The 21,130-nt window shown below is 68.4% G+C and carries 21 protein-coding genes; 13 read left to right on the top strand and 8 right to left on the bottom strand.

Annotated features, from left to right (window positions below):
* Positions 1 to 23: 23 nt before the first annotated feature.
* Positions 24 to 743: a helix-turn-helix domain-containing protein gene (locus VGR67_10980; protein HEV8336932.1), complete on the bottom strand. Its 720-nt coding sequence runs from the start codon at positions 741 to 743 to the stop codon at positions 24 to 26.
* 174 nt (positions 744 to 917) lie between these two features.
* Entirely contained in the window at positions 918 to 1,388 is a 471-nt protein-coding gene (locus VGR67_10975; GenBank protein ID HEV8336931.1) for a CBS domain-containing protein, read from the bottom strand.
* A 129-nt stretch (positions 1,389 to 1,517) separates the two neighbouring features.
* Between VGR67_10975 and VGR67_10970 the strand changes: the two genes are divergently transcribed.
* From VGR67_10970 to VGR67_10960, 3 genes are read left to right on the top strand one after another with little or no spacing between them, the layout of a single operon-like run.
* A complete protein-coding gene (locus VGR67_10970; GenBank protein ID HEV8336930.1) occupies positions 1,518 to 2,807 on the top strand; it encodes a beta-ketoacyl-[acyl-carrier-protein] synthase family protein in 1,290 nt (429 codons plus the stop codon).
* A gap of 8 nt (positions 2,808 to 2,815) precedes the next feature.
* The gene (locus VGR67_10965; protein ID HEV8336929.1) at positions 2,816 to 3,526 is read left to right on the top strand and encodes a methyltransferase domain-containing protein; all 711 of its coding nucleotides are present in this window, start codon (positions 2,816 to 2,818) and stop codon (positions 3,524 to 3,526) included.
* Positions 3,523 to 4,728: an NAD(P)/FAD-dependent oxidoreductase gene (locus VGR67_10960; protein HEV8336928.1), complete on the top strand. Its 1,206-nt coding sequence runs from the start codon at positions 3,523 to 3,525 to the stop codon at positions 4,726 to 4,728. Before VGR67_10965 ends, VGR67_10960 begins: the two co-directional genes overlap by 4 nt.
* Here VGR67_10960 and VGR67_10955 read toward each other — a convergent pair.
* The 3 genes from VGR67_10955 to VGR67_10945 are packed head-to-tail and all read right to left on the bottom strand — an operon-like array spanning position 4,702 to position 7,876.
* Positions 4,702 to 6,345 carry a S8 family serine peptidase gene (locus VGR67_10955; GenBank protein ID HEV8336927.1) on the bottom strand — a complete coding sequence of 548 codons (1,644 nt, stop codon included), beginning with the start codon at positions 6,343 to 6,345 and terminating at the stop codon, positions 4,702 to 4,704. The genes VGR67_10960 and VGR67_10955 overlap by 27 nt on opposite strands.
* Positions 6,346 to 6,400: 55 nt before the next feature.
* Positions 6,401 to 6,910 carry a hypothetical protein gene (locus VGR67_10950; GenBank protein ID HEV8336926.1) on the bottom strand — a complete coding sequence of 170 codons (510 nt, stop codon included), beginning with the start codon at positions 6,908 to 6,910 and terminating at the stop codon, positions 6,401 to 6,403.
* Positions 6,911 to 6,916: 6 nt separating this feature from the next.
* Positions 6,917 to 7,876, bottom strand: a complete 960-nt coding sequence (locus VGR67_10945) for a DUF6687 family protein (GenBank protein ID HEV8336925.1) — start codon at positions 7,874 to 7,876, stop codon at positions 6,917 to 6,919.
* A gap of 191 nt (positions 7,877 to 8,067) precedes the next feature.
* Between VGR67_10945 and VGR67_10940 the strand changes: the two genes are divergently transcribed.
* The 9 genes from VGR67_10940 (at position 8,068) to VGR67_10900 (ending at position 16,485) form a co-directional block, all read left to right on the top strand.
* Positions 8,068 to 8,649, top strand: coding sequence for a TetR/AcrR family transcriptional regulator (locus tag VGR67_10940; protein ID HEV8336924.1), 582 nt, complete (start codon positions 8,068 to 8,070; stop codon positions 8,647 to 8,649).
* Positions 8,646 to 9,197 (top strand): (2Fe-2S)-binding protein, encoded by a 552-nt coding sequence (locus VGR67_10935; protein ID HEV8336923.1) that lies wholly within the window; start codon positions 8,646 to 8,648, stop codon positions 9,195 to 9,197. The genes VGR67_10940 and VGR67_10935 overlap by 4 nt, the downstream gene beginning before the upstream one ends.
* Complete coding sequence (locus VGR67_10930; GenBank protein HEV8336922.1) at positions 9,194 to 11,740, top strand: molybdopterin cofactor-binding domain-containing protein; 2,547 nt, start codon at positions 9,194 to 9,196, stop codon at positions 11,738 to 11,740. The genes VGR67_10935 and VGR67_10930 overlap by 4 nt, the downstream gene beginning before the upstream one ends.
* Positions 11,737 to 12,777, top strand: a complete 1,041-nt coding sequence (locus tag VGR67_10925; protein HEV8336921.1) for an FAD binding domain-containing protein — start codon at positions 11,737 to 11,739, stop codon at positions 12,775 to 12,777. Before VGR67_10930 ends, VGR67_10925 begins: the two co-directional genes overlap by 4 nt.
* Positions 12,774 to 13,355, top strand: coding sequence for a nucleotidyltransferase family protein (locus tag VGR67_10920; GenBank protein HEV8336920.1), 582 nt, complete (start codon positions 12,774 to 12,776; stop codon positions 13,353 to 13,355). Before VGR67_10925 ends, VGR67_10920 begins: the two co-directional genes overlap by 4 nt.
* A gap of 69 nt (positions 13,356 to 13,424) precedes the next feature.
* Positions 13,425 to 13,994, top strand: coding sequence for a 2'-5' RNA ligase family protein (locus VGR67_10915; GenBank protein HEV8336919.1), 570 nt, complete (start codon positions 13,425 to 13,427; stop codon positions 13,992 to 13,994).
* A gap of 50 nt (positions 13,995 to 14,044) precedes the next feature.
* Positions 14,045 to 15,097 (top strand): tRNA epoxyqueuosine(34) reductase QueG, encoded by a 1,053-nt coding sequence (queG, locus tag VGR67_10910; GenBank protein HEV8336918.1) that lies wholly within the window; start codon positions 14,045 to 14,047, stop codon positions 15,095 to 15,097.
* On the top strand, positions 15,094 to 15,981 hold the full coding sequence (locus tag VGR67_10905; protein HEV8336917.1) for a hypothetical protein: 888 nt from the start codon (positions 15,094 to 15,096) through the stop codon (positions 15,979 to 15,981). Before queG ends, VGR67_10905 begins: the two co-directional genes overlap by 4 nt.
* A 39-nt stretch (positions 15,982 to 16,020) precedes the next feature.
* Positions 16,021 to 16,485 carry a peroxiredoxin gene (locus tag VGR67_10900; GenBank protein HEV8336916.1) on the top strand — a complete coding sequence of 155 codons (465 nt, stop codon included), beginning with the start codon at positions 16,021 to 16,023 and terminating at the stop codon, positions 16,483 to 16,485.
* An 84-nt stretch (positions 16,486 to 16,569) separates the two neighbouring features.
* Here VGR67_10900 and nadA read toward each other — a convergent pair whose 3' ends face one another.
* Positions 16,570 to 17,562, bottom strand: a complete 993-nt coding sequence (gene nadA / locus VGR67_10895) for a quinolinate synthase NadA (protein HEV8336915.1) — start codon at positions 17,560 to 17,562, stop codon at positions 16,570 to 16,572.
* A complete protein-coding gene (locus VGR67_10890; GenBank protein ID HEV8336914.1) occupies positions 17,552 to 17,791 on the bottom strand; it encodes a hypothetical protein in 240 nt (79 codons plus the stop codon). Before VGR67_10890 ends, nadA begins: the two co-directional genes overlap by 11 nt.
* Before the next feature lie 96 nt (positions 17,792 to 17,887).
* Between VGR67_10890 and VGR67_10885 the strand changes: the two genes are divergently transcribed.
* Complete coding sequence (locus tag VGR67_10885) at positions 17,888 to 20,107, top strand: DUF5916 domain-containing protein (protein ID HEV8336913.1); 2,220 nt, start codon at positions 17,888 to 17,890, stop codon at positions 20,105 to 20,107.
* Here the strand turns inward: VGR67_10885 and VGR67_10880 are convergent.
* Positions 20,089 to 21,129: a cytochrome c gene (locus VGR67_10880; protein ID HEV8336912.1), complete on the bottom strand. Its 1,041-nt coding sequence runs from the start codon at positions 21,127 to 21,129 to the stop codon at positions 20,089 to 20,091. The genes VGR67_10885 and VGR67_10880 overlap by 19 nt on opposite strands.
* Between the last annotated feature and the right edge of the window lies 1 nt (position 21,130).

The raw sequence follows: 21,130 nt of genomic DNA, 5'->3' as shown, positions 1-21,130 counted from the left end.
CGGGACCGGCCTGGCGGCCCCGCCTACCGCTCTTCCCCCGGACTCTCCGATTCACAAGCCCTGAGCCAATCCTGGAGGACGTTGATCTTCCGCGAGTCGGCGTGCTCGGGCCCGCGGGGAGAGGCCTCCGCCGCGCGCGACTCCTGCTCCCGGATGGCGCGGACCTCCTCCTCGAAGCTGCGGACCGCGGCGGCCCCCGCGGCCGCCGTCTCCAGGCGGCGGACTTTCTCCTGGAGGAGGGAGATCTCGATGTTGCGATCCTCGATTTCGACCTCGGCCTGCCGCAGGTGGTGCTGCAGGAAGTCGATCTCCTTGTCGGCGCGCTCGCGGCTTTCGCGGATTTCCTTTTCGCGCTCCGCGAGCAGGGCGTCCTTCATCTCCGCCGCGGCGCGGTATTCGAGCGTCTTGTGGCTTCCGGCCCGGATCATGCCGTACTGGACCAGCAGTCTCTCGTGCTTCATGACGAGCTCGCTGTAGAGCTCGCGGGGCACCCAGCGCCCCGCATCCAAGCCGGCCGGCTCCCGGGGGGCCAAAGCGATCGACCCGGCCGGTTCGCTGCGCACGAGAGCTTCGCCGCGCGCCAGCCCCAGGCCCTCCAGATCCTCCTCGCGAATCCGGAATTCGACGCCGAATTTCCCCTGCTCTTTCTGCGCAGGCAGACGTCCCGACTTGATATATCGCCGGACGGTGGCGGGCGCGCGACCGATCGTCTCGGAGGCTTGCCGGATGCTCAGCGTTTTCATGGAGTCTCCCATGCGTCGGGAATCGGCGGAGATTCTTCCCGCGTCGGTGCGTGGTTATACCAGAAGCGATCCTCAATGTAAATTGAAAATGACCGAGAACCGCGCCGACGGCGAGACCGTTTTCGCCGCATGAGCCGGCCGCCGATCCCGCTGGACGCGGCGCTGGGCGGTGCATCAGCGGCGGGTGCGCTTTCGGGCCTTGGGGGCGGCGGCGGACGGGGAGAGGCGGCCCTCCGCCACGGCCTGGCAGATGTCGAGGGTGCTGATGATGCCGGTGAGCCGGCCTTTCCGGCAGATCGGAATCCGATGGATGCGCATTCTCCACATGATCTCGGCGATCTTCTCCACGGGTGTCTCTTCCTCGGCGCTGATCGCCGGCTCCGTCATGATCTCTCCGACCGTGGTCGGTCCCGGTCCGGGAAGCCGCCCTTCCGCCGGGGAGGATGCGCCGCTTCCGCCGCGGCCCAGACCCCCGAAGACGACGTCGCTTTCCGTCACGATTCCCTTTAGGCGCCCTCCGGAGTCCACTACCGGGACGCCTTTGATGTTCTTGGTCTGGAAGATCTCGCAAAGATCGTCGATGGGCATCGAGGCGGTCGCCGTGTCGATGCTCCGCGTCATGATGTCCCGGGCGAGAATGGCCATGGATCCCCCTGGCGGCGGCCACATTATCCACTTCCGGCGCGACGATGTAAAGGTTGGGCGGGGAGGTGTCCGGCGCCCGGGTGTCCCCTATAATGGCTCCGTCGCCGGGGCGCTCGCGTGGGGGTCGAGGTGCTGACGGAAGACGCGCGACTTTACTCCGCCGCAAGGCTTCCACGCCGGGTCGTCGTGACCGGCATCGGCGCGATCTCTCCGAACGGGATCGGCCGTGAGTCTTTCTGGAGATCGACCCTCTCCGGTGAGAGCGGAATCCGGCGAATCGCTTCCTTCGATCCCGCGGGGCTCGATTCCCAGATCGCCGGCGAGGTGACGGGATTCGCCGAAGAGGATTTCGTCCCGCCCAAGGAGCGCCGGCACACTCCGCGGATTGTCCCGCTGGCCCTCGCCGCCGCGCGCGAGGCGCTCGATGACGCCAAGCTGCTCGACGAGCGGGGAAAGATCGCCGAGCCCCGCTCGCTGGGGGTCCTCATCGGCTGCGGCGGCGGGGCGCTCGAATTCGCGGAACGGCAGTACGAGCATTACTTCAAAGACGAGATCCGCAAGGCGAGCGTCTACTCCATCCCGAGCTCCACGACGGGCACCGTCGGAAGCGAGATCTCGATCGCCTTCGGGATTCGCGGACGGAGCCACGTCGTGTCCGACGGCTGCACCAGCTCCAGCGACGCCTTGGGGTACGCTCTCGAGACGATTCGCTGGGGAGGCATCGATCGCCTCCTGAGCGGCGGGGTCGACTCGACCATCTCCCGCGGCATCATGACCGGCTTCTGCATGATGAAGGTGCTTTCCGCGCAGAACCGGCACCCTGCCCGGGCCTCCCGTCCCTTCGACCGGGATCGGGACGGCTTCGTTCTGGGAGAGGGCGCCTGGATGCTCGTGATGGAGGAGCGGGAAGGGGCGAGGCGCCGCGGGGCGAAGATCTACGGCGAGATCCTGGGCTACGGAGCGACGTGCGACGCCTACCATCGCGTCCGACTGGAGGACGATGGCGTCGAGCCGGCGCGCGCCATGACCCTCGCCCTGGAGCACGCGGGAAGGTTGCCGGCCGAAGTGCAATACGTGTCGCTGCACGGAACCTCGACGCGGCTCAACGACGTCGTGGAGACGCGCGCCATCCGGAAGTGCTTCGGAGACGCCGCGGACCGCATTCCGATGAGCGCCTTGAAATCGATCATCGGCCATCCCCAGGGCGCGTGCGGCGCGGCGGCCGTGGCCGCGACCCTCCTGGGGATGCGGGACGGAGTCTTTCATCCCACCCTCAACCTGGACGCTCCGGACCCGGAATGCGACCTCGACTACATTCCCCACCGGGCCCGCGCGCTGCGCGTCGATCTGGCCCTGTGCAACTGCATCGGCTTCGGATCGAAGAACGCCGCGCTGGTCCTTTGTCCGCACCGGGAGTGAGGCGCGCCATGCTCGGGCCGCCCAAGCGATCCAGCCGCCGCGAGCTCCTGGACCTGCCGCATCCTCCCCCCGAGGATCTCCGGGAGAGCCTGCGCGACCTGCAGAGCGTCAACCGGCGGTGGGGCGGGCTGCGGCCGGTGCTCTCGCGCTTGCGCCGCCGGCTGCGGGACTGGCCACGCGGGCGCATCCTCCGGGCGCTCGACGTCGGCACGGGAGGCGCCGACTTGCCGCGGGCGCTCGCTTCCCTGTGCCGGCACCTCGGCATTCCGGCCCGCATCGTGGCGCTCGACCGCAGCCCCGACGTCTTGAATTACGCCCGGGACCAGATCGAAGAGGATTCCACCGCTCTCGTCCGGGGAGACGCGCTGGCGCTCCCGTTCCTTCCCGGCAGCTTTGATTTCGTGTTTTGCACCCTCCTCCTGCATCACATCACCCCGCCCGACGCGGCCCGCTTCCTGGCTTCCCTCTCGCCTCTCGCCCGCGTCGAGGTGATCGTCAGCGATCTCCGCCGCGGACGCTGGGAGTATTGGTGCACGCGCGTCTTCTCGAGGACCTTCCTGCGCGGCAAGATGTCCTTCCACGACGCTCCCCTTTCGGTCCTCCGGGCTCTGACCCCGGCGGAGGCGCTGGAGCTGATCCGCGAAGCCGGCTGGACCCGAGGCCGCGTGCAGAAGGTCTTCCCTCTGAGGATCCTGTTGCTGGACCGGGGTGCGCCTTGAAGCCGGACCCCTCCCGGATTCCGGCTTCGACGGAGGTGCTGGTGGCGGGCGGCGGGCCGGCCGGCTCGGTCGTCGCGGCGATGCTTGCTCGCGGGGGACGGAACGTGTTGCTGGTCGAGCCCCGGGCGGAAGACGAGGGAAAAGTCTGCGGCGAGTTCCTGAGCGCCGAAGGAGTTCCCGTACTGGAGAGGCTCGGCCTCGCAGGGCGGCTGCGGGAGGCCGGGGCGCTGCCGATCCGGCGAGCCCGCGTCGCGGTCCCCGGAGAGCGCTCTTTCGAGGCGACCCTTCCGGCTCCGGGAGGCGCGACCGGCTTCTCCTTGAGCCGCCGCCGGCTGGATGCCGTTCTGGCGTCGGCCGCCGAATCGGCCGGCGCGCGGCTCGTCCGGGGGGTCCGTCTCAGGGGCCTCTCGGAGCTCGCCTCCGGCGGTCGGACGGCGGTCGTCGAGGGACCGGGGTTTTCCCGCACCGTGCGCGCTTCGCTCATCGTGGGGGCCGACGGAAGGAATTCGACGGTGGCTGCCGCCGCGCGAATGAAATCGCTGCGGTCTGCTCCACGGCTCGGGATCCAGGTTCATTTCGGCCGTGGCGAGGCGGCCCCCGATCGCGTCGATCTCCTGCTGCTGGAGGCCGGTTACGCGGGCCTGGCGCCCGTCGAGGGAGATCGATGGTGCCTCGGCGCGTTGCTCGATCCCGCCGCCCTGCGCGGCGCCGATCCGGTGAGCCTGCTCCTGAGCCGCTGCGCGCCTCATCCGATCATCGGCGAGCTCCTGAGCCGCCGGCGCCCGATTCTGGAGCGGTGTGCCGCCTTCCCCGTCCGGATCGGCATGAGAAGGGCCTCGGCCCCCGGGATTCTGCTGGCGGGAGACGCCGCCTGCATGGTCGATCCCTTTTCGGGCCAGGGGCTCGCCTTGGCGCTTCTCGGCGGCGAGGCGGCGGCTCGGGCGGCGCAGGCGATGCTCGCGCCGGAAAGGGCGGCGGTGGCGAGGCGACGTTACGAGAGGCGGATCAGGCGGCTGGCCGGCTCGCGCCTGGCGTTTTGCGCCCCTTTGCGATGGCTGGTCGCGCGGCCCCCCTTCTTCCGCCGCTTCGTCGGTCTGCTCGGCGCGCATCCGCGGGCCGCCCGGGCAGTGGTCCGTCTGACCCGGGGGCTGCCGGCGGCCGCGCTCCCCGAATCCTCAGGGCTTCGGTTCGAAGGCGGTTGAGCCCCGGCCGGCCGGCCGAATGCGGATCGTCGTCCTGCCCCGGCACCCGGGCCCGCCGGAGAACTCCCCTTCCAGTACGAGCGCGGCCGCTCCCCCGGCCGGGATCTGCGAGAGCAGCAGGCGGCGGTCGGCGTGCAGCGTCAGGTCGGGGACTCCATCCGCATCGGCATCGCCCAGCTCCGCGCTGGCGCTCACCGGCAGGCGCGGCCCCCCGTCTATCGACACCGTGAAGGAGTCAGGATCGAGATCGGAGGCGAGAAAAGGCGGGTGGGGCTCGGCGACCAGCGCAATTCCCCTACCCCGGCTCCTCGCCGAGAGGATCGAGGGGTGGACGGAAACCTCCGCGGCGACCTGGAGAGCTCGGTAAGCGTCGAGCCGAGGGTAGATCCGTCCATTGCGCGGATCGAAGACGGGAGCTCCGCGGCTTTCGAGGCGTGACTCGAGCTCCGACGCCGAAAGGTCGGGCGTCGCCGAGAGCAACAGCGCGGCGGCTCCGGTGACAAAAGGGGCCGCCGCCGAGGTCCCCGTCAGGGTAGCGATTCCACCAAAGGAGCCGGTTGTCGCGATCCGATCCCCGGGAGCCAGGAGGTCCAGCGATGCCGAGGCATCGCTGAAGCTCATGACGAGGTCCGACGCGCTCACGGCGCCCACGCTGACCACCGACGAGACGCAGGCGGGCGAGCCCATCCGGGTCGCGCTGAAATGATTTCCCGAGGCGGCGATCATGAGCCCGCCCCGCGCCCGGAGGATCTGCGAGAGGCCGGCCACGCCTTCATTGAAAGCGCCAACGTGATCGCAGTCGGCGTCGAACGGGCCGGCGGCGAGACTGAGGTTGACGAGACGGACGTCGGGGCGGTTCTCCAGGACCCAGTCGAGGGCTTCGAGGACGTCTGCAAACGTGCCGACCAGACCGTCATCCAGGACCCGGACGGCGACGACGTGGGTGGCCGGTGCCACCCCGAGAGGCGCCGCGACGCCGTCGGAGGTGATGATCCCGAGCACTCCGGGACCGTGCGAGGTGACGCTCGCCGCCGATCCGGCGCCCGATTGCCTCGAAGAGCCATCGGGGCAGCATCCCCCTCCGTTGGAGCAAAAGCACTCTTCGGCGTCCAGGCTCGCTCTCAGATCCACGTTCCCCAGCGGATCCGTTCCGGAATCGAGCACCGCCACGACGATCCCCTGGCCGGCGAATCCGAGGGCCTGCACGCGATCGGCCCCCACCTGGGCAAGCGGGGCGCTCTGCGCGCCGAAGATTCTTCCGTCCGCGTCGATGCGGGACACGCGAGGATCCTCCCGCAGTCGGCTCAGGGCCTGCTCGGTGATCCGCGCGGCGGCCACCGGCACCAAACCGAGAGTCCGGGCCTCCCGAAAGGATCCTGGCGGAAGCGACGCCATCAGCTCCTCGACGCGGCGCCGAGGCTCCGCCGCCGCGGGAGCCGCGGGCCGCCCCGCCTCCGGGCGGAGGGAAATCAGGACCCGGGCTTCTCCCGTCGAAGCCAGGTCCCGAAGGACCTCATCGCCGACGACGCGGCGTGGCCCGTTTTCGGGCAAAGCCGCCCCCGGGGCCAGCAGGGACGCCAGGACTGCCGCGGAGACGATCCAGGAGCGGGGCTTCATGTAGGAAAAGTACGACGAGCGCGGCGCTGCGGCAAGTCCTTCCGGGGGGAATCGGTCAGCGGGTCGCCGCCAGGACCGCCCTGTCCACGTCATCCACGAGCGTCAGGTTTTCGCTGATGCAGACCACTTCGCGAAGGGAGAGGACGGTGTTCAGGACCGCGGCGGCGAGTGCTGTCAGGCCGTGAAGCAGGGGCGGCGTCCAGGGGAAGTGCGTGTGCGCTCCCCCGCCGAGTACGTAAGCCGTCATGATCAGCGCCATGGTGAGGGTGGAAAGAGGGAAGACCCGCGCCTTGAAAGCCAGGGTCCGCCGGTAGAGACCCTCCTCCAGCTTGAACTCCCGGACCACCTCCTTGATCCGGGATCCTGTTCCGATGAAGTAGAACATGATGATGGCATGGCTGAAGATGGCCAGCAGCGTCACCGGAATCGCCCAGTTGACGTGCGCGGGGACGTCGAGAGCCTTCAGCGACACCGCCGCTCCCATCCCCACGAGCACCGGAAACAGAAGCATGGAGACTAGCGACAGAATCACCAGGATCGGTCCGAACGGAATCCGGTCCAGCATCGAAGCCTATCGTCCTCGAAGCGATTCGACGAGCAGCCCCTCGACGCGCGCCAGAGGAAGCCCGCTGGCCATCGCGTCCCCCTCGGCGTCGGCGAGAAACAGGCGGGCCGAAAGGTCGTGGTTCCCCGTGTACGTCCAGACGCCGTCCCGGACCGGCTCGATCTCTCCGAGCTGCAGGGCAAGAAACGTAAGGTCCAATCGATCCCCCTTGGGGGGCGTGACCGTATCGAACCAGGAGAAGATGTGATGCTCGAGCTGGTAGCAGTAGCCTCTCCCGTCCCGGTGCGCGGTCAGGACCCGATGAAAGCGGCACGAGTCGAACCGCGCCATCGGCGCCAGGTCCTCCTCCGTCTCCAGGACCGAGAGGCGTGAGGCGGGATACTCGCGGATCACCGCAGCCCCGTCCCGCACGCGCTGAAAGGAATGCACGATGGCCTCGAATTCGTCCTCCCAAAGCCGGCGGTGCGTATCGACCTTGTAGAAGAGATCGGGCAGCCGGGGGAGGAGATCCTCGTAGGCGATCTTCTGGCGCTCCTCCTCGTCCACCTCCTTCAACTGCCGGCCCAGGGGGGAGCGCTCCGGATCCCCCCACGCGGTCACCAGAAGATCGAACTTCACCGCGTCGGAGGAGGTGAAGGTCCCGAAGTCCCCCGCGCGCGCCGCGTCGACGAGAAACCGCTTGTGGCGCATCGCCTCCGCGGGATGCAGGACGGCCCAGGCGGAGAGCAGGCCGTCGGTGTCGAGGTGGTTGTTCGAGACCGTCCGCACCGGCGTCAGGAATTCCTCGCGCTGGGGATCTCCGGCCAGGAGCAGCGCCATCTCGGTGCTGGTGTCGGCCCGATATTTCGCCGGGGTCCGGTTTCCGGGCCAGTGGCTCAGCGTCGGGCAGCGGGGCGCTAGTCCGTCCACGAGAAGAGTCGTCTCCGGGTCGAGGCCCGCGTGATAGAAGCAGAATGTCCGTTCCATGGGCCCGTGATTATAAGGAGGGCGCCGGGGCCTCGGCAACCCTGTCCGGCGGAACGCTTGACAGATTCCGGAGCGGACGCCAAAATGGAACCATGGTTCCAATTTCGAACACTCGTTCAAAACTGGTTTCCGCGCCGTCCTCCGGACGGCTCCCGTCGCGTCGGATGGCGGGCCGTCCGCCCCGGCGCCTCATGGAGCGCCGGCTCGCGATTCTCCGCGCCGCGGGACGGGCCTTCCGGAGCCACGGCTTCGCCCGGACCGGGATGCGGGAGATCGCCCGCGAGGCGGGGCTGAGTCCGGCGAACCTCTATTACTATTTCCACGGCAAGGACGATCTCCTCGCCTTCTGCCAGGACCATTCGCTGGATCGGATGCTGGCGGAGGTCGCCCGCGCCCGGCGCCAGGGGACCCGGGCGCCCGACCGGCTTGAGCGCGTCATCCGCTCGCAGGTCCTCTGCATGCTCGACGATTTGGCCGGCGCCGTCGCCCACCTCGAGATCGACGCCGTCCCGCCGAGGAAGCGCGCGCGGATCATCCTGAAACGGGACCGTTACGAGCGGGCGCTGCGGCGGATCATCGAGGAGGGAGTCCGGGAGAACACGCTCGAGACGGCGGACCCCGCGCTCGCCGCCCGGGCGATCCTGGGAGCGGTGAACTGGTCGGCGCGCTGGTACGACTCGCGGCGCGAGCGCACACCGGCGGAGGTCGCCGACTGCTTCGCGGGATACCTGGTGCGCGGTCTTCTTCCGCGGCGCCGGCAGGAGATCCGATGAGCGATTCCGGACCGGAGCGCTCCCGGGACGCCTGGAGCGTGATCCGCCTGAAGGTCAACGGCGAGCCGTTCGACGCGCGCTTTGAAACCTACAAGACGCTGCTGGAGGTTCTGCGGGAGGACTTGGGCCTCCCGGGGACGAAGCACGGCTGCGAGCTCGGGGAGTGCGGCGCCTGCGGGGTCCTGGTCGACGGCAGGCCCATTCTCTCCTGCCTGATCCTGGCGGCGGAATGCGACGGCGCCTCGGTCGAGACGGTGGAAGGCCTGGCACGCGGCGCCGCGCTCGATCCCCTGCAGGAGGCGTTCGCGGATCTCGGCGCCGCCCAATGCGGTTATTGCACGCCCGCCATGCTGCTCACGGCGAAGGCGCTGCTGGAGGCGCGCCCCGATCCCACGCGCGAAGAGATCCGGGAGGCTCTTTCGGGAGTGCTCTGCCGGTGCACCGGCTACCTTCAGATCTTCGAGGCGGTGGAGCAGGCCGCCCGCCGGCTCCGCCGGGAGCGCTCCGCGGCGGCCGGCCCTGCGCCCGCCGGGGAGGAGCCCCGTTGAGCGCGACGCGCGTAGTGGGACGGCACCGGCGCCGCGTGGACGCCCGGGCCAAGGTCACCGGTCAAACGCGCTTCGCCGACGATCTCGCCTTTCCCCGCATGCTCTTCGGCAAGATCCTGCGCTCCCCGCTCCCCCATGCCCGGATCGTGCGGATCGACGCGCGGGGCGCTGCGGCGCTGCCGGGCGTGAAGCTGATCCTGACGGGCGCCGACCTCCCGGTTTCCTACGGCATCCTTCCCGTCAGCCAGGACGAGCACGCCCTTTGCCTCGATCGCGTCCGCTTCGTGGGCGATCCGGTCGTCGCCGTGGTCGCCACCGACGAGATCACCGCCTCCGAAGGGATCGATCAGATCCGGGTCGAGTACGAGCCCCTGGCCACGATCGCCACGCCGGAGGAGTCGCTGTCGATCCCGGAGCCGAAGATTCAGGCCTACGCCGAGGGGAACGTCCACAAGAAAGTGGCGCTGGAGTTCGGGGACGTCGAAGCGGCCTTGGCCTCGGCCGATTACCTTTTCGAGGATCTCTTCTTCTACGAGGGAAACACCCATCTGGCGATCGAGCAGCACGCCTGCGTGGCCCTGCTCGACGCCGACGGCAGGCTGGCGCTCTACTCGTCCACCCAGACTCCGCATTACGTCCACCGGGCGCTGGCCCGGGTTCTCGGCGTCCCGGCCTCCCGGATTCGGGTCGTCGCGACGCCCAACGGGGGGGGATTCGGCGGCAAGAGCGACCCGTTCCATCACGAGATCATCGCGGCGAAGGCCGCACTCGATCTCGGCCGGCCCGTCAAGTTCTGTCTCACCCGGGAGGAGGTGTTCTACGCCCACCGGGGCCGGCATCCGGTCCTGATGAAGCTGCGAACCGGCGTGCGCCAAGACGGAAGCATCGCGGGCATGGACCTGCAGACGCTGCTGGACGGCGGCGCCTACGGGTCGTACGGCGTGGCTTCCACGTTCTACACGGGCGCGCTCCAGACCGTCACCTATCAAGTTCCCCGATACCGCTTCCGGGGATGCCGGGTCTTCACCAACAAGCCGCCCTGCGGCCCCAAGCGGGGACACGGCACGCCGCAGCCGCGCTTCGCCCAGGAAGTCCAGATGGACAAGATCGCGGAGCGCCTCGGCCGGGATCCGGCCGAGTTGCGGAAATCGATCCTGGTCCGTCCCGGCTCCCTGACCGCGAACTACTTGCGGGTCGGCACCATCTCGCTGGGAGAGTGCCTCGATCGGGTGGTGGAAGGCTCGGGATGGAAGTCGAAACATCGGCGTCTTCCCTTCGGCCGGGGCGTGGGGCTCGCGTGTTCCTCTTACCTGTGCGGCGCCGGGCTGCCGATCTACTGGAACTCGCTGCCCCACTCCGGCGTCCAGCTCCAGCTGGACCGCTCCGGCCGGGTCACCGCCTTCTGCGGCGCGACCGAGATCGGCCAGGGATCGGACGACGTCCTGGCCCTTCTGGTCGCCGAGGTCCTGGGCATCGACCCGATCGATATCCGCCTGGTGACGGGCGACACCGATCTCGGCCCGGTGGATCTCGGCTCGTATTCGAGCCGCGTCACGCTCATGATGGGCAACGCGGCGGTGCAGGCGGCGGAGCGCGCCCGGGATCTGATCACCTCGGCCGTCGCGGAGAAGCTCGGAGTGCCGGCCTCCCGGCTCGTTTTCGCCGGCGGGAGAATCCTCGACGCCGAAGATCCGGAGCGTGGCGTCAGCTTCGCGGAGGGCGTCCAATGGGGCGAGGCGAAGCACGGTACTCTCGGCACGGTCGGCTCCTACCGGCCGCCGGAATCGGCGGCGAAGTTCAAAGGGGGAGGCGTCGGCCCCTCTCCCGCCTATTCCTACTCCGCCGCCGTCGTGCAAGTCGTCGTGCAGCCCGAAACCGGCTGGGTCGAGGTCGAGAAGGTCTGGATAGCGCATGACATCGGCCGTGCCCTGAATCCGGTCCTGGCCCGGGGCCAGGTCGAGGGCTCGGTGTACATGGCCCTGGGCGAGGCGCTCATGGAAGAGATGATCTACCGGCGCCTGCCGCGCCATCTCAGCGGCGCCTTGGTGCACAAATTCCCCTCCATGCTGGAATACAAGAGTCCCACCACGCTGGAGATGCCGGAAGTCGTCACCTATCTCGTGGAGGATCCCGACGGGGCCGGCCCCTTCGGCGCGAAGGAAGCGGGACAGGGGCCACTCCTTCCCGTGATGCCGGCGGTCGCGAATGCCGTGTACGACGCGGTGGGCGTCCGGGTCGACGAGATCCCAATCACCCCCGACAAGGTGCTCCGCGCCTTGGGGGACGCGGCCGGCGGACGACGCTACGGTCCGAAGGTTTTTCCGGCGATCGAATGGCCCGAGCCGGTCCGCGTGGCGCCGCCTTGGGAAGGGGGAGACGGCACCGCTTCCAACGAGAAGCCGCGCCGGCGCTCCGAATCGGTCATCGCTCCGGAAGTCTCGCGGTTCTCCAACACACCGCACCCCGCCACCCCCGAGGCCCGCGCCACGGACAACGCCTCGAGCGCCGCGCCGAAGGGACCGTTTCCCGAGGTGCTGCGATGATGCGCTGTCCGCGCTTCCGGTACTTTTCGCCGCGCACCCTGCGCGATGCCTGCGCGATGCTCCGGGATCATGGCCCCGAGGCCTCCGTGCTGGCCGGAGGGACGGACCTCGTTCCGAACATGAAGCGCCGGCAGCAGACGCCCAAGACGCTCGTCTCGCTCCGGCGGATCGAATCGCTGCGCGCCCTGGCCGCGGGAAAGTCGGAGTGGCGCCTCGGGGCGACGAGAACGCTCGCCGAGCTGGCCTCCGACGCCCGACTGTGCCGCGATTATGCGGCGCTGTCTCGGGCCGCTTCCCAGGTGGCCACTCCGCACATCCGCAACATGGCCACGCTGGGGGGAAATCTCTGCCTGGACACCCGCTGCAACTACTACGATCAGAGCTACGAATGGAGAAAGGCGATCGACTTCTGCATGAAGAAGGACGGCTCGATCTGCTGGGTCGCTCCGGGCAGCTCCCGCTGCTGGGCGGTCTCTTCCACCGACGTCGCTCCGGCGCTGCTCGCCTTGGGCGCGGAAGTCAAACTCGAATCGACCGGCGGCGAGAGGACCCTGCCGCTCGGGCAGCTCTACCGGGACGACGGCATCGCCTACCTTTCCCGGCAGCCCGGCGAGATCCTCTCGGAGGTTCTGCTGCCGGTCGCGGCGGCGGGCGCCCGGAGCACGTACTGGAAGCTCCGGCGGAGGGATTCCTTCGATTTTCCGGTGCTGTCGGTCGCCGCCTGGGTCCATCTCGATGCGGACGGCTTCGTGCAAGCCGCCCGCATCGTCCTTGGCTCCGTGGCCTCCACCCCGATCGAGAGCTCGGCTTCCCGCCGCCTGGTTGGGCGGATGCTGGACGAAAAAACCATCGAGGAAGCGGCCGAAGAGGCAGCGCGTCTGGCGAAGCCCCTGGACAACACCGATTTCACGCTCGGGTGGCGCAAGAAGGCCGCCAGGCATCTCGTCATGGGGGCCTTGAAGGAACTGAAGGGAGACGATCCCCGGACGCTCGGTCCCATCGCCCGCCGTGCCGCCGGCCTGGTTCCGGCCGGATGATCGGACGCTTCCGGGTCGGGGCCTTGATCCTCGCCGCAGGAGAGGGCCGGAGGATGGGCCGCGTCAAGGCCCTCCTGCCCCTCGAGGGAAGCACTTTCCTGGAAGTCCTGGTCGAGCGCTTCGGCCTCGCGGGAGTGGCGCCGATGGTCGCCGTCCTGGGCTCCACGGCGCCGGAGATCCGCAGCGCGATCAAGCTCAGCCTGGCGCGAGTGGCGATCAATCCGGATCCGCGGCGGGGCCAGCTTTCTTCCATCCACTGCGGCCTCGACGCGCTTCGACCGGATGAAGTGGACGCTCTCTTCATCGCCCCGGTCGACGTGCCGCGAATCGGAGCCGGCACCCTCACCCGGATGGTCGAGTCGCTCGGGGAGCATCGTCTGGTCGTTCCGACGTTCCGTGGACAGCGCGGGCATCCCCCCCTCTTCGCGGCCGCCTTGTTCCCGGCGCTCCGCGCGGCCCCGATGGATCGGGGGGCCCGGGCCGTGGTGCACGAAATCTCCGAACGGCTGGAGATGGAGACCGACGACCCCGGCGTCGTGGAAGATTTCGACACGCCGCAGGATCTTGAAGCGCTCTGAGCGCCTGCCGCTCGATCCGGCTGGCGTCTTTCCTTATACTCTCTCGCTGCTTCGCCTCGGAAGGAAGGAATGGATTCCCGGGAAAAGATCTACGGGGTGGTGCTGCCCGTGCCCGAAGCTCTCGCGCGCCGCGCGAATCGGGCGCGGCGCCTCTACGATCCCAACTTCCGCTTCATCGGTCCCCACGTCACCGTTCTGCCGCCCCGCCGGCTGGCTCTTTCGCGGGAGGCGGTCGTCGAAGCGGTCCGCAGCGTGGCGGCGAAGACGAACCCCTTCCGGATCCGCCTGGGAGCCGTCAGGACTTTCCGCCCGGTGATGCCCGTCGTGTTCGTGGGATTTCGCCGCGGCGCCGGCGAGCTGAGACGTCTCCACCGCCGGCTGGCGCGCACTCGGCTCGCGGGTGCGGAAACCTTTCCCTACGTTCCTCATCTCACGCTTGGACAGCGCCTGGAGGACGGCCACCTCGAGAAGGCCGTGAGCTTTTCGCGGAAGCTCTTTCCCTCCCGGCACGCCCTGCCCTCCTGGCCCGCCGAGTTCCTTCTGGTGGTGGAGCGCCGGACCGAGCGCCGCTGGATGACCCTCGATCCGGTGGCTCTCCCCGCCGTTTCGGCCCGCCCGAGGCGCTCGCGCCGCGGCTGATTCCCGCAGCCTCGCGAGGATCGGGTGATATCATGACGGCGGAGTGCCCCATGCACCGACAGGAACGCATTCGGACCGAAGGACTCCGTCTCGGATTCTCGCGGATCGGCTTTGCCGCCGCCCGGGAGCGGCCCGAGTCAGCCAGGCTCGCGGAATGGCTCCGGCGGGGCTATGCGGGGGAGATGAGTTGGCTCGATCGACGCCGGCGGGAGCGTTGCGACCCGACGGTGCTCGCCCCGTGGGTCCGCGGCCTCGTCCTGGCCAGCCTTCCCTATTCCGGCTCCCCGCCGGCGGCCCCGCCCGGGGCGGCGCGCATCTCCCGCTACGCGCGCGGCGGCGATTATCACCGCGTCGTGCGCGACCGTCTGGTGGCTCTCGGCGGAGTCGTGACGGACGCCTTCCCGGGCGCCCGGGTGCGGCCCGTCGTGGACACCGCAGCGGTGCTCGAGAAGCCTTGGGCCGCCGAAGCCGGGCTGGGATGGCAGGGGAAGCACACCAACCTCATCGACCCCGATTCCGGCTCCTGGATGTTCCTGGGCGAGATCCTCACCGACGCCGAGCTGGAATCGGACGAACCGGCGGTCACCGACCGTTGCGGCACCTGCACCCGGTGCCTGGAGGCGTGCCCCACCGGCGCCTTTCCGGAGCCCTACGTCCTCGACAGCCGACGGTGCATCTCCTACCTGACGATTGAGCACAAGGGCTCGATTCCGCTCGATCTCCGGCCGGGTCTCGGGAGCTGGGTGTTCGGGTGCGACGTCTGCCAGGAGGTCTGCCCCTGGAACCGGGAGGCGGAAGAGGGCGACCCCTCCTGGGCGGCAGGTTCCGAGCCACCCCCTCTCCGCGATCTCATGGAGATGAGCCGCGAGCAGTTTAACCGTCGCTTCGCCGGCACGGCCCTGCGGCGGACCGGCTGGAGCCGCCTCCTCCGCAACGCCGCCGTCGCCCTGGGCAACTCCCGTTCGGAGGATGCCGTCCCGGTCCTCGAGAAGGCGCTCCAGATCCCGGATCCCCTCGTCCAGGAACACGTGACCTGGGCTCTCGCGCACCTGCGGAAGAGTCTCGCCGCCGGACCCGCCTCCTCTGCGGCAAAGGCGCGATGAGCGAGCTGCTCGCAGCCGCGGATCGGCTTCGCCATCCCGTCCCTATCATCTACAGCGTCCTCCATCAGGGCTGGCCGGACGTCCCGGAGCCGGCGTACCGGCGGACCATTCTGGCGCTGCACGGCGCGATCCGCGAGGCCGCCCTGCGCTTCCGCGACGCCCTGCTGCGCTCCGAGGAGGAGCGCGGCGCGGCGCCGGCCGCCCTGCGCCCCCAAGCTGATCCTCGGCGCTTCCCTCCGCTCGACGCGCGGGAGTACCGGCTCCTTCCCCCCGGGAACGGGCTCTCCCTGAGCCGGCACTTCCGGGAAGGGGCGGCCTATCTCGAAAGGCTCGGCTTCGAGCCCTCCGGCCCGGGAGCGCTGCACGAAAGCGAGTTTCTGCTGTCGGGGAGTCCGGTGATCGATTTCCTGGAGATTGTCGTCCGCGATCTCGTCGGCATCGATCGCGCCGCGCACGGAGCGCAGATTCGCGCGCTCTCCTCGGTCTGTTTCATCCTGAGGAACCGCGTCTTCGAGGTGGGCGGGCGGCTGCCGGAAGAAAACCGGTGGGCCGTGCTGTACTTCGAGAAGCCGGGCTCGCCCGGATCGATCTCCTACGGCATCTTTCGGGCGGCCCTCCGGACTCTCCTCGACGATCACCTCGAGCGGGGCAGCTTTCCGTACGCCTCGCTGCATCAGCGGAAGCTCGGACTCGGACGCGGAGCCGAGTTCTCTCTCAGGCTGCAGCTGGCCCGCGGCGGCGTCGATGGACTGGGGCCGTTCCTCGAGGATCTTTTCCAGGACGGGGGAGCGCTCGAGGCCTTGCGCTTCGCGTTCATCCTGCAAGAGGAGCTTCCCGTTCCGGGCGCCGGCGCGGCGGACGCGGGTTATAATTCCCGGCCTTGACCGGGATCCTCTTCTAAAGATCCGACACGGAGGAGACTCATGTCCGCCTTGCCGCCGGGTACTCCCGCACCCGATTTCCGACTGAAGAGCTTCGACGGAACGGAAGTGACCCTATCCCAGTTTCGTGGCACGAAGAACGTTCTCCTGGTCTTCTTTCCGCTGGCCTTCACGCCTGTCTGCTCGAGCCAGATCCCTTCCTATCGGGACGACTTGTCCAAGTTCGAATCCCTCGACTGCCAGCCGATCGCCATCGGCATCTCGGCGGTTCCGGCCCACAAGGCCTGGGTGGAGACGCTGGGAGGAGTCAACATTCCGGTCCTCAGCGATTTTTATCCGCACGGGGAGGTCGCAAGGAAATACGGAGTTCTTCGAGAAGAGGGGTTCCCCGAGCGCTCTCTGTTTCTCATCGATCGGCAAGGGATCATCCGCTACTCGCTGATCCACGAGCTCCGGAAGCGGCCCGACAACGACGTCATCCTGGAGGAGATCCGCAAGCTCGCGTGAGGCGCCGCGCGGCGGCCCAAGGACGGCGTCTCGGGAGGCCGGGGAAGGCCCCGGGACGCTCCATCCAGCGAGACGAAGGGGGGGTCAGCGATCGCGCGGCACGGCCAGCATGCGTTGCAGGGCACGGCGGGCGCCGGCGGCGGTTTCGGGATCGACGCGAATCTCGTGGACGTCTTCCCGCAGCGCTCGGAGGATCGACTCCAGGTCGACCATCTTCATATAGGGACAGTGCAGGCGGCAGCCGATGCAGCCGTCCGCCGGGATGAACTCCCGGTCCGGAAAGCGCTTCTTCAGCTGGTGGAGGAGCCCCCATTCGGTGGCGATGAGAAAGGTCTTCGCCTCCGGATGCCGCGCCACGGCGTCCGCCATCCCGGTCGTCGAGCAGATTTCATCGGCCCGCTCCAGGACATCCTCGCGGCATTCGGGGTGCGCAATGACGACGGCGGCGGGCCGTTCCCTTCGCCCCGCCTCCACCGAGATGCCCCGCAGGACGTCGTGGGTGGGGCAGCATCCGTCGTACACCACGATCTCCTTCTCCGGGACGCGGCGGGCGACCCAGCGGCCCAGGTTGCGATCGGGCGTGAACAGGATCTTCTTCGCCGGCAGGCTCCGGATCACCGAGACGGCGTTGGCGGAGGTGCAGCAGATGTCCGACATCGCCTTCACTTCGGCGGAGGAGTTGATGTAGGTGACGACCGCGTGACCCGGATATCTTCGCATCCAGTCCTCGAGCGATTCCGGGGTGATCGAATCGGCGAGGGAGCATCCCGCCGCCAGACTCGGCAGCAGGACCCTCTTGGCCGGATTGAGGATGGCCGCAGACTCCGCCATGAAGCGGACGCCGCAAAAGACGATCAGCCGGCGCGGATCTTTTTGGGCCTCGAGCGCCAGGCCCAGGGAGTCGCCGACGAAATCGGCCACGTCCTGGACTTCCGGGAGTTGATAGTTGTGGGCGAGGAGGACCGCCCCTTTCTCCGCCGCCAGGGCCCGGACCTCGCTCTGCAGATCGACAGTCTTCCCTTCGTCCGGAGGATCCCAGGCGTTCGGGAGGATCGTCGCGGAGGCCTCAAGGGGCATCGTTCCTCCCGACGACCCGCGCCCCGGGATCGGGCCGGATCCCTTTCGTCCCCCGGGGAAAGATTCTCCAGAATTCCTTGCGAACCAGGCTGGTCAACGTGGCGCTCTTCGAAAAGCCGTGGTAGGAGGCGATCGCCTCGAGCATCTCCACTTCCCGCCGCGTCGCGGTGAAGCTCCGCAGGAGCTTCTTGCCGTCGGCTCCCCTTCCCTCTCGCTCCCCCTTCGTCACGGCGCCTCCTTCCCGTGGGCTATATCAAACGTATATATATTCTAATGAGTCATCCTAGCATCCCTCCCGCCGTCCGTCAAGATTCCCCGTGATAGAATGCCCGACCTTTCGGAGGGGTCCGCCATCGATTGCATCCGCCACGGGCCGGCCGCGCAGCGCCGCGCCCGCCACATCCGGTGCCGGATTCTGGCCTTCTCTCTTCCTTTCCTTCTCCAAACCGCCGCCGCGCCGTCCGAAGAGGCGCCGCCGACCGCGCCTCTCGTTCCGGTTCGCGCGCCGCACGCTCCGACCCTGGACGGCGTGCTGGACGAACCCTCGTGGCGGGAAGCGCTCCTGATCGACGATTTCGTCCAGCAGCTTCCCGAAGACCGCGTGCCTCCCACGGAAGGGACGGAAGTCCGCGTCCTGTACGATGACGACAATCTCTACTTCGGAATCCGCGCTTTCGACCGCGACCCTTCGCGCATCCTGGCCTGGACGCTGGCGCGCGACAGCACCGCGATCACGGGAGACGATCAGATCGCGTTCTGCATCGACTCCTCGAACAACGGCCGCGACGGATTCTGGTTCTCCACGAATCCGTCGGGCGTCCGCGTCGACGCTCAGATCTTCAACGAAGGGCTGGTCTTCGACGACAAGTGGGACGCCGTCTGGGAAGTCGCCTCCCGCATCGACGACCAGGGGTGGACCGCCGAGATCAAGATCCCGTTCTTCAACGTCAGTTTCTCGCCCGCGGGCGAGAACCTCATGGGGATCAATTTCTTCCGCGCCATTCGGCGCAAGAACGAGGAGCTGTACGCTCCTTACATCCCGCGCAACTTCCGTGGGACGATGACCCTGTCCCGGGCGAGGAAGTTCCGCTTCACGGGGATTCGCCGCGGCGTCCGCTTTCGGACGAAGCCCTATCTCCTCGGTCGCTACGGCCGCGACTACGCCCCCCCGGACACCGATCTCGAAGGGAAATCGGGCTTGGACGTGAAGTGGGGCGTCTCCAGCAATTTCACCGCCGATCTCACCTATCGCACCGATTTCGCCCAGGTCGAGGCCGACATTCAGCAGGTGAACCTGACCCGTTTCAAGCTCTTCTTTCCCGAGAAGCGGGATTTTTTCCTCGAGAACGCGGGGCTCTTCCAGTTCGGGGCGCACGGCGAGACCGACGTCTTTTTCAGCCGTCGGATCGGCCTAACCGAAGGCGAGCCGGTGCCCATCCTGGGGGGAGCCCGTCTCACCGGCCGCGTCGGCAAGACCTCGCTGGGAATCCTCAGTGTCGCGACCGAAAACGCCGGGGAGGAGGCGGGATCCCGCTTCGGGGTGCTGCGCGTGCGGCGCGATCTCTTTTCCCGCTCCACGATCGGGATGATCCTGACGGACCGGGAGGACGATGGTCCGGGAGGAGGCAACCGGGTGCTCGGGGGGGACGCGCGGCTCGTCTTCCGCGAGGACTGGAGTCTCGATGCCTATTACGCGGCGTCACGCTCCTCGCCCGGCCTCTCCGAAGGGTCGGCCGCGCGCGTGAGATTCGGGAAGGACGGAGACATCTGGCAGGTGGCGGCCCGGTACGCGCAGGTGGATCCGGGATTCGATCCCGGAATCGGGTTCGTGCGACGGCCCGGGGTCGATCTCTGGGAAGGCGTCTTCGCATGGAAGCCGCGACCCGAAAGCGACACGGTCCGGCAGTTCAATTTCACCTACAACCCTCTGTACGTGACCGACCGGTCCGGCCGCCTGGAGTCCCGTGCGAACTTCTTTCTCCTGGAAAGCATCTTCGAGTCGGGGGACGTGGTGGGCGGCTACTACTCCTCCGAGTTCGAGCGCCTGGCGGCGCCCTTCGACCTGTTCGAGGGGGTGACCCTCGCGTCCGGGCCCTATTCCTTTCACCGCGTCGCGCTCTACTTCAACAGCTACGCGGGGCGGCGCGTCTTCTCGTCCTCGCAGGCGGAGGCCGGGACCTTCTTCGACGGGCGCCGGCTCAACCTTCTCCAGGACCTCACCGTCAACTTCAGCCCCCATCTCTCGGTGACCGCGCACTACGACTTCAATCACGTCCTGCTCCCGGAAGGGAGCTTCGACACCAATCTCTGGTTCACCCGATTCAACTTCGCACTCAGCCCCAAGCTGTTCGGAGCCGTCCTGGTGCAGTCGAACGACATCACCGACGATCGGGACGTCAACCTGCGTCTCGACTGGATTCACCACCCCGGCGCGGACCTTTTCTTCGTCTACAACGAGTCGGCCAATTTGAGGCGGCGCGGCGGCGAACCGGCGGTGAACGCCCGGGACGCCACGTTCAAGCTGACTTATCTCTTTTTCTTCTGAGGGTCGTCCTGGGGGGAGGCCTCCGACTTCCGGCGGCCGAGGCCCCGCAGATAGGCGACCAGATCGGTGATTTCGGCCGCCGAGAGCCGCTGCGGGTACATCGCCGTTCCCGGAACCCCCGACCGGATCGCGTTGAACCAGCCTTGATCCGTCCGGCTCTTCATCGCGTCGTAATCGGAGAAGCTCGTCGGAGGCGGCGCCATGTCGGCGGCGGCGGGCCCGTTCCCGTCGCCGCTCGCTCCGTGGCACGCCCAGCATCGCCGGTCGTACGTCTCCTTCCCTCTGCGGGGATCTCCGGAAGGCAAGGCTTCCCCCGGCGCTTTGGACTCCTCGGGGAACCGCACCAACGATCGCAGGTAGCCGATGACGTCGAGCTTCTCCTTTTCCGAGAGCGGCTGCGCCGCCATGGCGGTACCCGGAATGCCGCGGGACAACACCGAATAGAGCCGGGCGGCGCTGCGCTCGGCCACCTTGTCCGGATCGGTGAAGTCGGCTGGAGGGGGCCGCAGCGCCGGCGCGGCCGGACCGTTGCCCGCCCCGGTGGCGCCGTGACAGGGCCAGCAGCGGCGCTCGTAAAGAGCTCTGCCGGCCTCCCGATCGGCCCTCGCCAGGGACTCGAGAAAGTTTTTTTCCTGGCCGGGGTTCCGCGAGAGCGTCCTCAGAAAGGCGACGAGGTCGACCGCCGTCTGGGGCTCCACTCCCGCCGGGTACATGGCCGTCCCGGGCTTCCCTTTCAGGATGATGTCCAGGAGGTCGGCCGCGGTCCGCTTGTCGAGAGTCCCGGGCGGCGTGAAGTCGGTGGGCGGAGGGGCCATCCCGGCGGCGGCGGGTCCTTTGCCGTCCCCCGCCAGGCCGTGGCAGGCCCAGCAGCTCGTCAAATACGCTCTTTCGCCCGCGGCCGGAATTCCGCTCATGGAGATCGGCTTGAGCCGGGGCACGCCCTTCTCCTGGCCCCAGGCTGCGGCGGATGCCTGGGGTGCCAGGAGAAGGAAGGACGCGAGAAGGTGCCGTGTCTTGATCACC

This window comes from Candidatus Polarisedimenticolia bacterium (genome assembly GCA_036004685.1).
GTDB lineage: Bacteria > Acidobacteriota > Polarisedimenticolia > Gp22-AA2 > AA152 > DASYRE01.
This window is presented reverse-complemented; position numbering and strand designations above follow the sequence as displayed.

Bases quoted from the DNA above. Each gene is read 5' to 3' on its own strand.
- VGR67_10980 (HEV8336932.1), bottom strand. From the start codon at position 743: ATGAAAACGCTGAGCATCCGGCAAGCCTCCGAGACGATCGGTCGCGCG.
- VGR67_10975 (HEV8336931.1), bottom strand. From the start codon at position 1,388: ATGGCCATTCTCGCCCGGGACATCATGACGCGGAGCATCGACACGGCG.
- VGR67_10965 (HEV8336929.1), top strand. From the start codon at position 2,816: ATGCTCGGGCCGCCCAAGCGATCCAGCCGCCGCGAGCTCCTGGACCTG.
- VGR67_10955 (HEV8336927.1), bottom strand. From the start codon at position 6,345: ATGAAGCCCCGCTCCTGGATCGTCTCCGCGGCAGTCCTGGCGTCCCTG.
- VGR67_10950 (HEV8336926.1), bottom strand. From the start codon at position 6,910: ATGCTGGACCGGATTCCGTTCGGACCGATCCTGGTGATTCTGTCGCTA.
- VGR67_10945 (HEV8336925.1), bottom strand. From the start codon at position 7,876: ATGGAACGGACATTCTGCTTCTATCACGCGGGCCTCGACCCGGAGACG.
- VGR67_10940 (HEV8336924.1), top strand. From the start codon at position 8,068: ATGGAGCGCCGGCTCGCGATTCTCCGCGCCGCGGGACGGGCCTTCCGG.
- VGR67_10935 (HEV8336923.1), top strand. From the start codon at position 8,646: ATGAGCGATTCCGGACCGGAGCGCTCCCGGGACGCCTGGAGCGTGATC.
- VGR67_10925 (HEV8336921.1), top strand. From the start codon at position 11,737: ATGATGCGCTGTCCGCGCTTCCGGTACTTTTCGCCGCGCACCCTGCGC.
- VGR67_10920 (HEV8336920.1), top strand. From the start codon at position 12,774: ATGATCGGACGCTTCCGGGTCGGGGCCTTGATCCTCGCCGCAGGAGAG.
- VGR67_10915 (HEV8336919.1), top strand. From the start codon at position 13,425: ATGGATTCCCGGGAAAAGATCTACGGGGTGGTGCTGCCCGTGCCCGAA.
- queG (HEV8336918.1), top strand. From the start codon at position 14,045: ATGCACCGACAGGAACGCATTCGGACCGAAGGACTCCGTCTCGGATTC.
- VGR67_10905 (HEV8336917.1), top strand. From the start codon at position 15,094: ATGAGCGAGCTGCTCGCAGCCGCGGATCGGCTTCGCCATCCCGTCCCT.
- VGR67_10900 (HEV8336916.1), top strand. From the start codon at position 16,021: ATGTCCGCCTTGCCGCCGGGTACTCCCGCACCCGATTTCCGACTGAAG.
- nadA (HEV8336915.1), bottom strand. From the start codon at position 17,562: ATGCCCCTTGAGGCCTCCGCGACGATCCTCCCGAACGCCTGGGATCCT.
- VGR67_10885 (HEV8336913.1), top strand. From the start codon at position 17,888: ATGCCCGACCTTTCGGAGGGGTCCGCCATCGATTGCATCCGCCACGGG.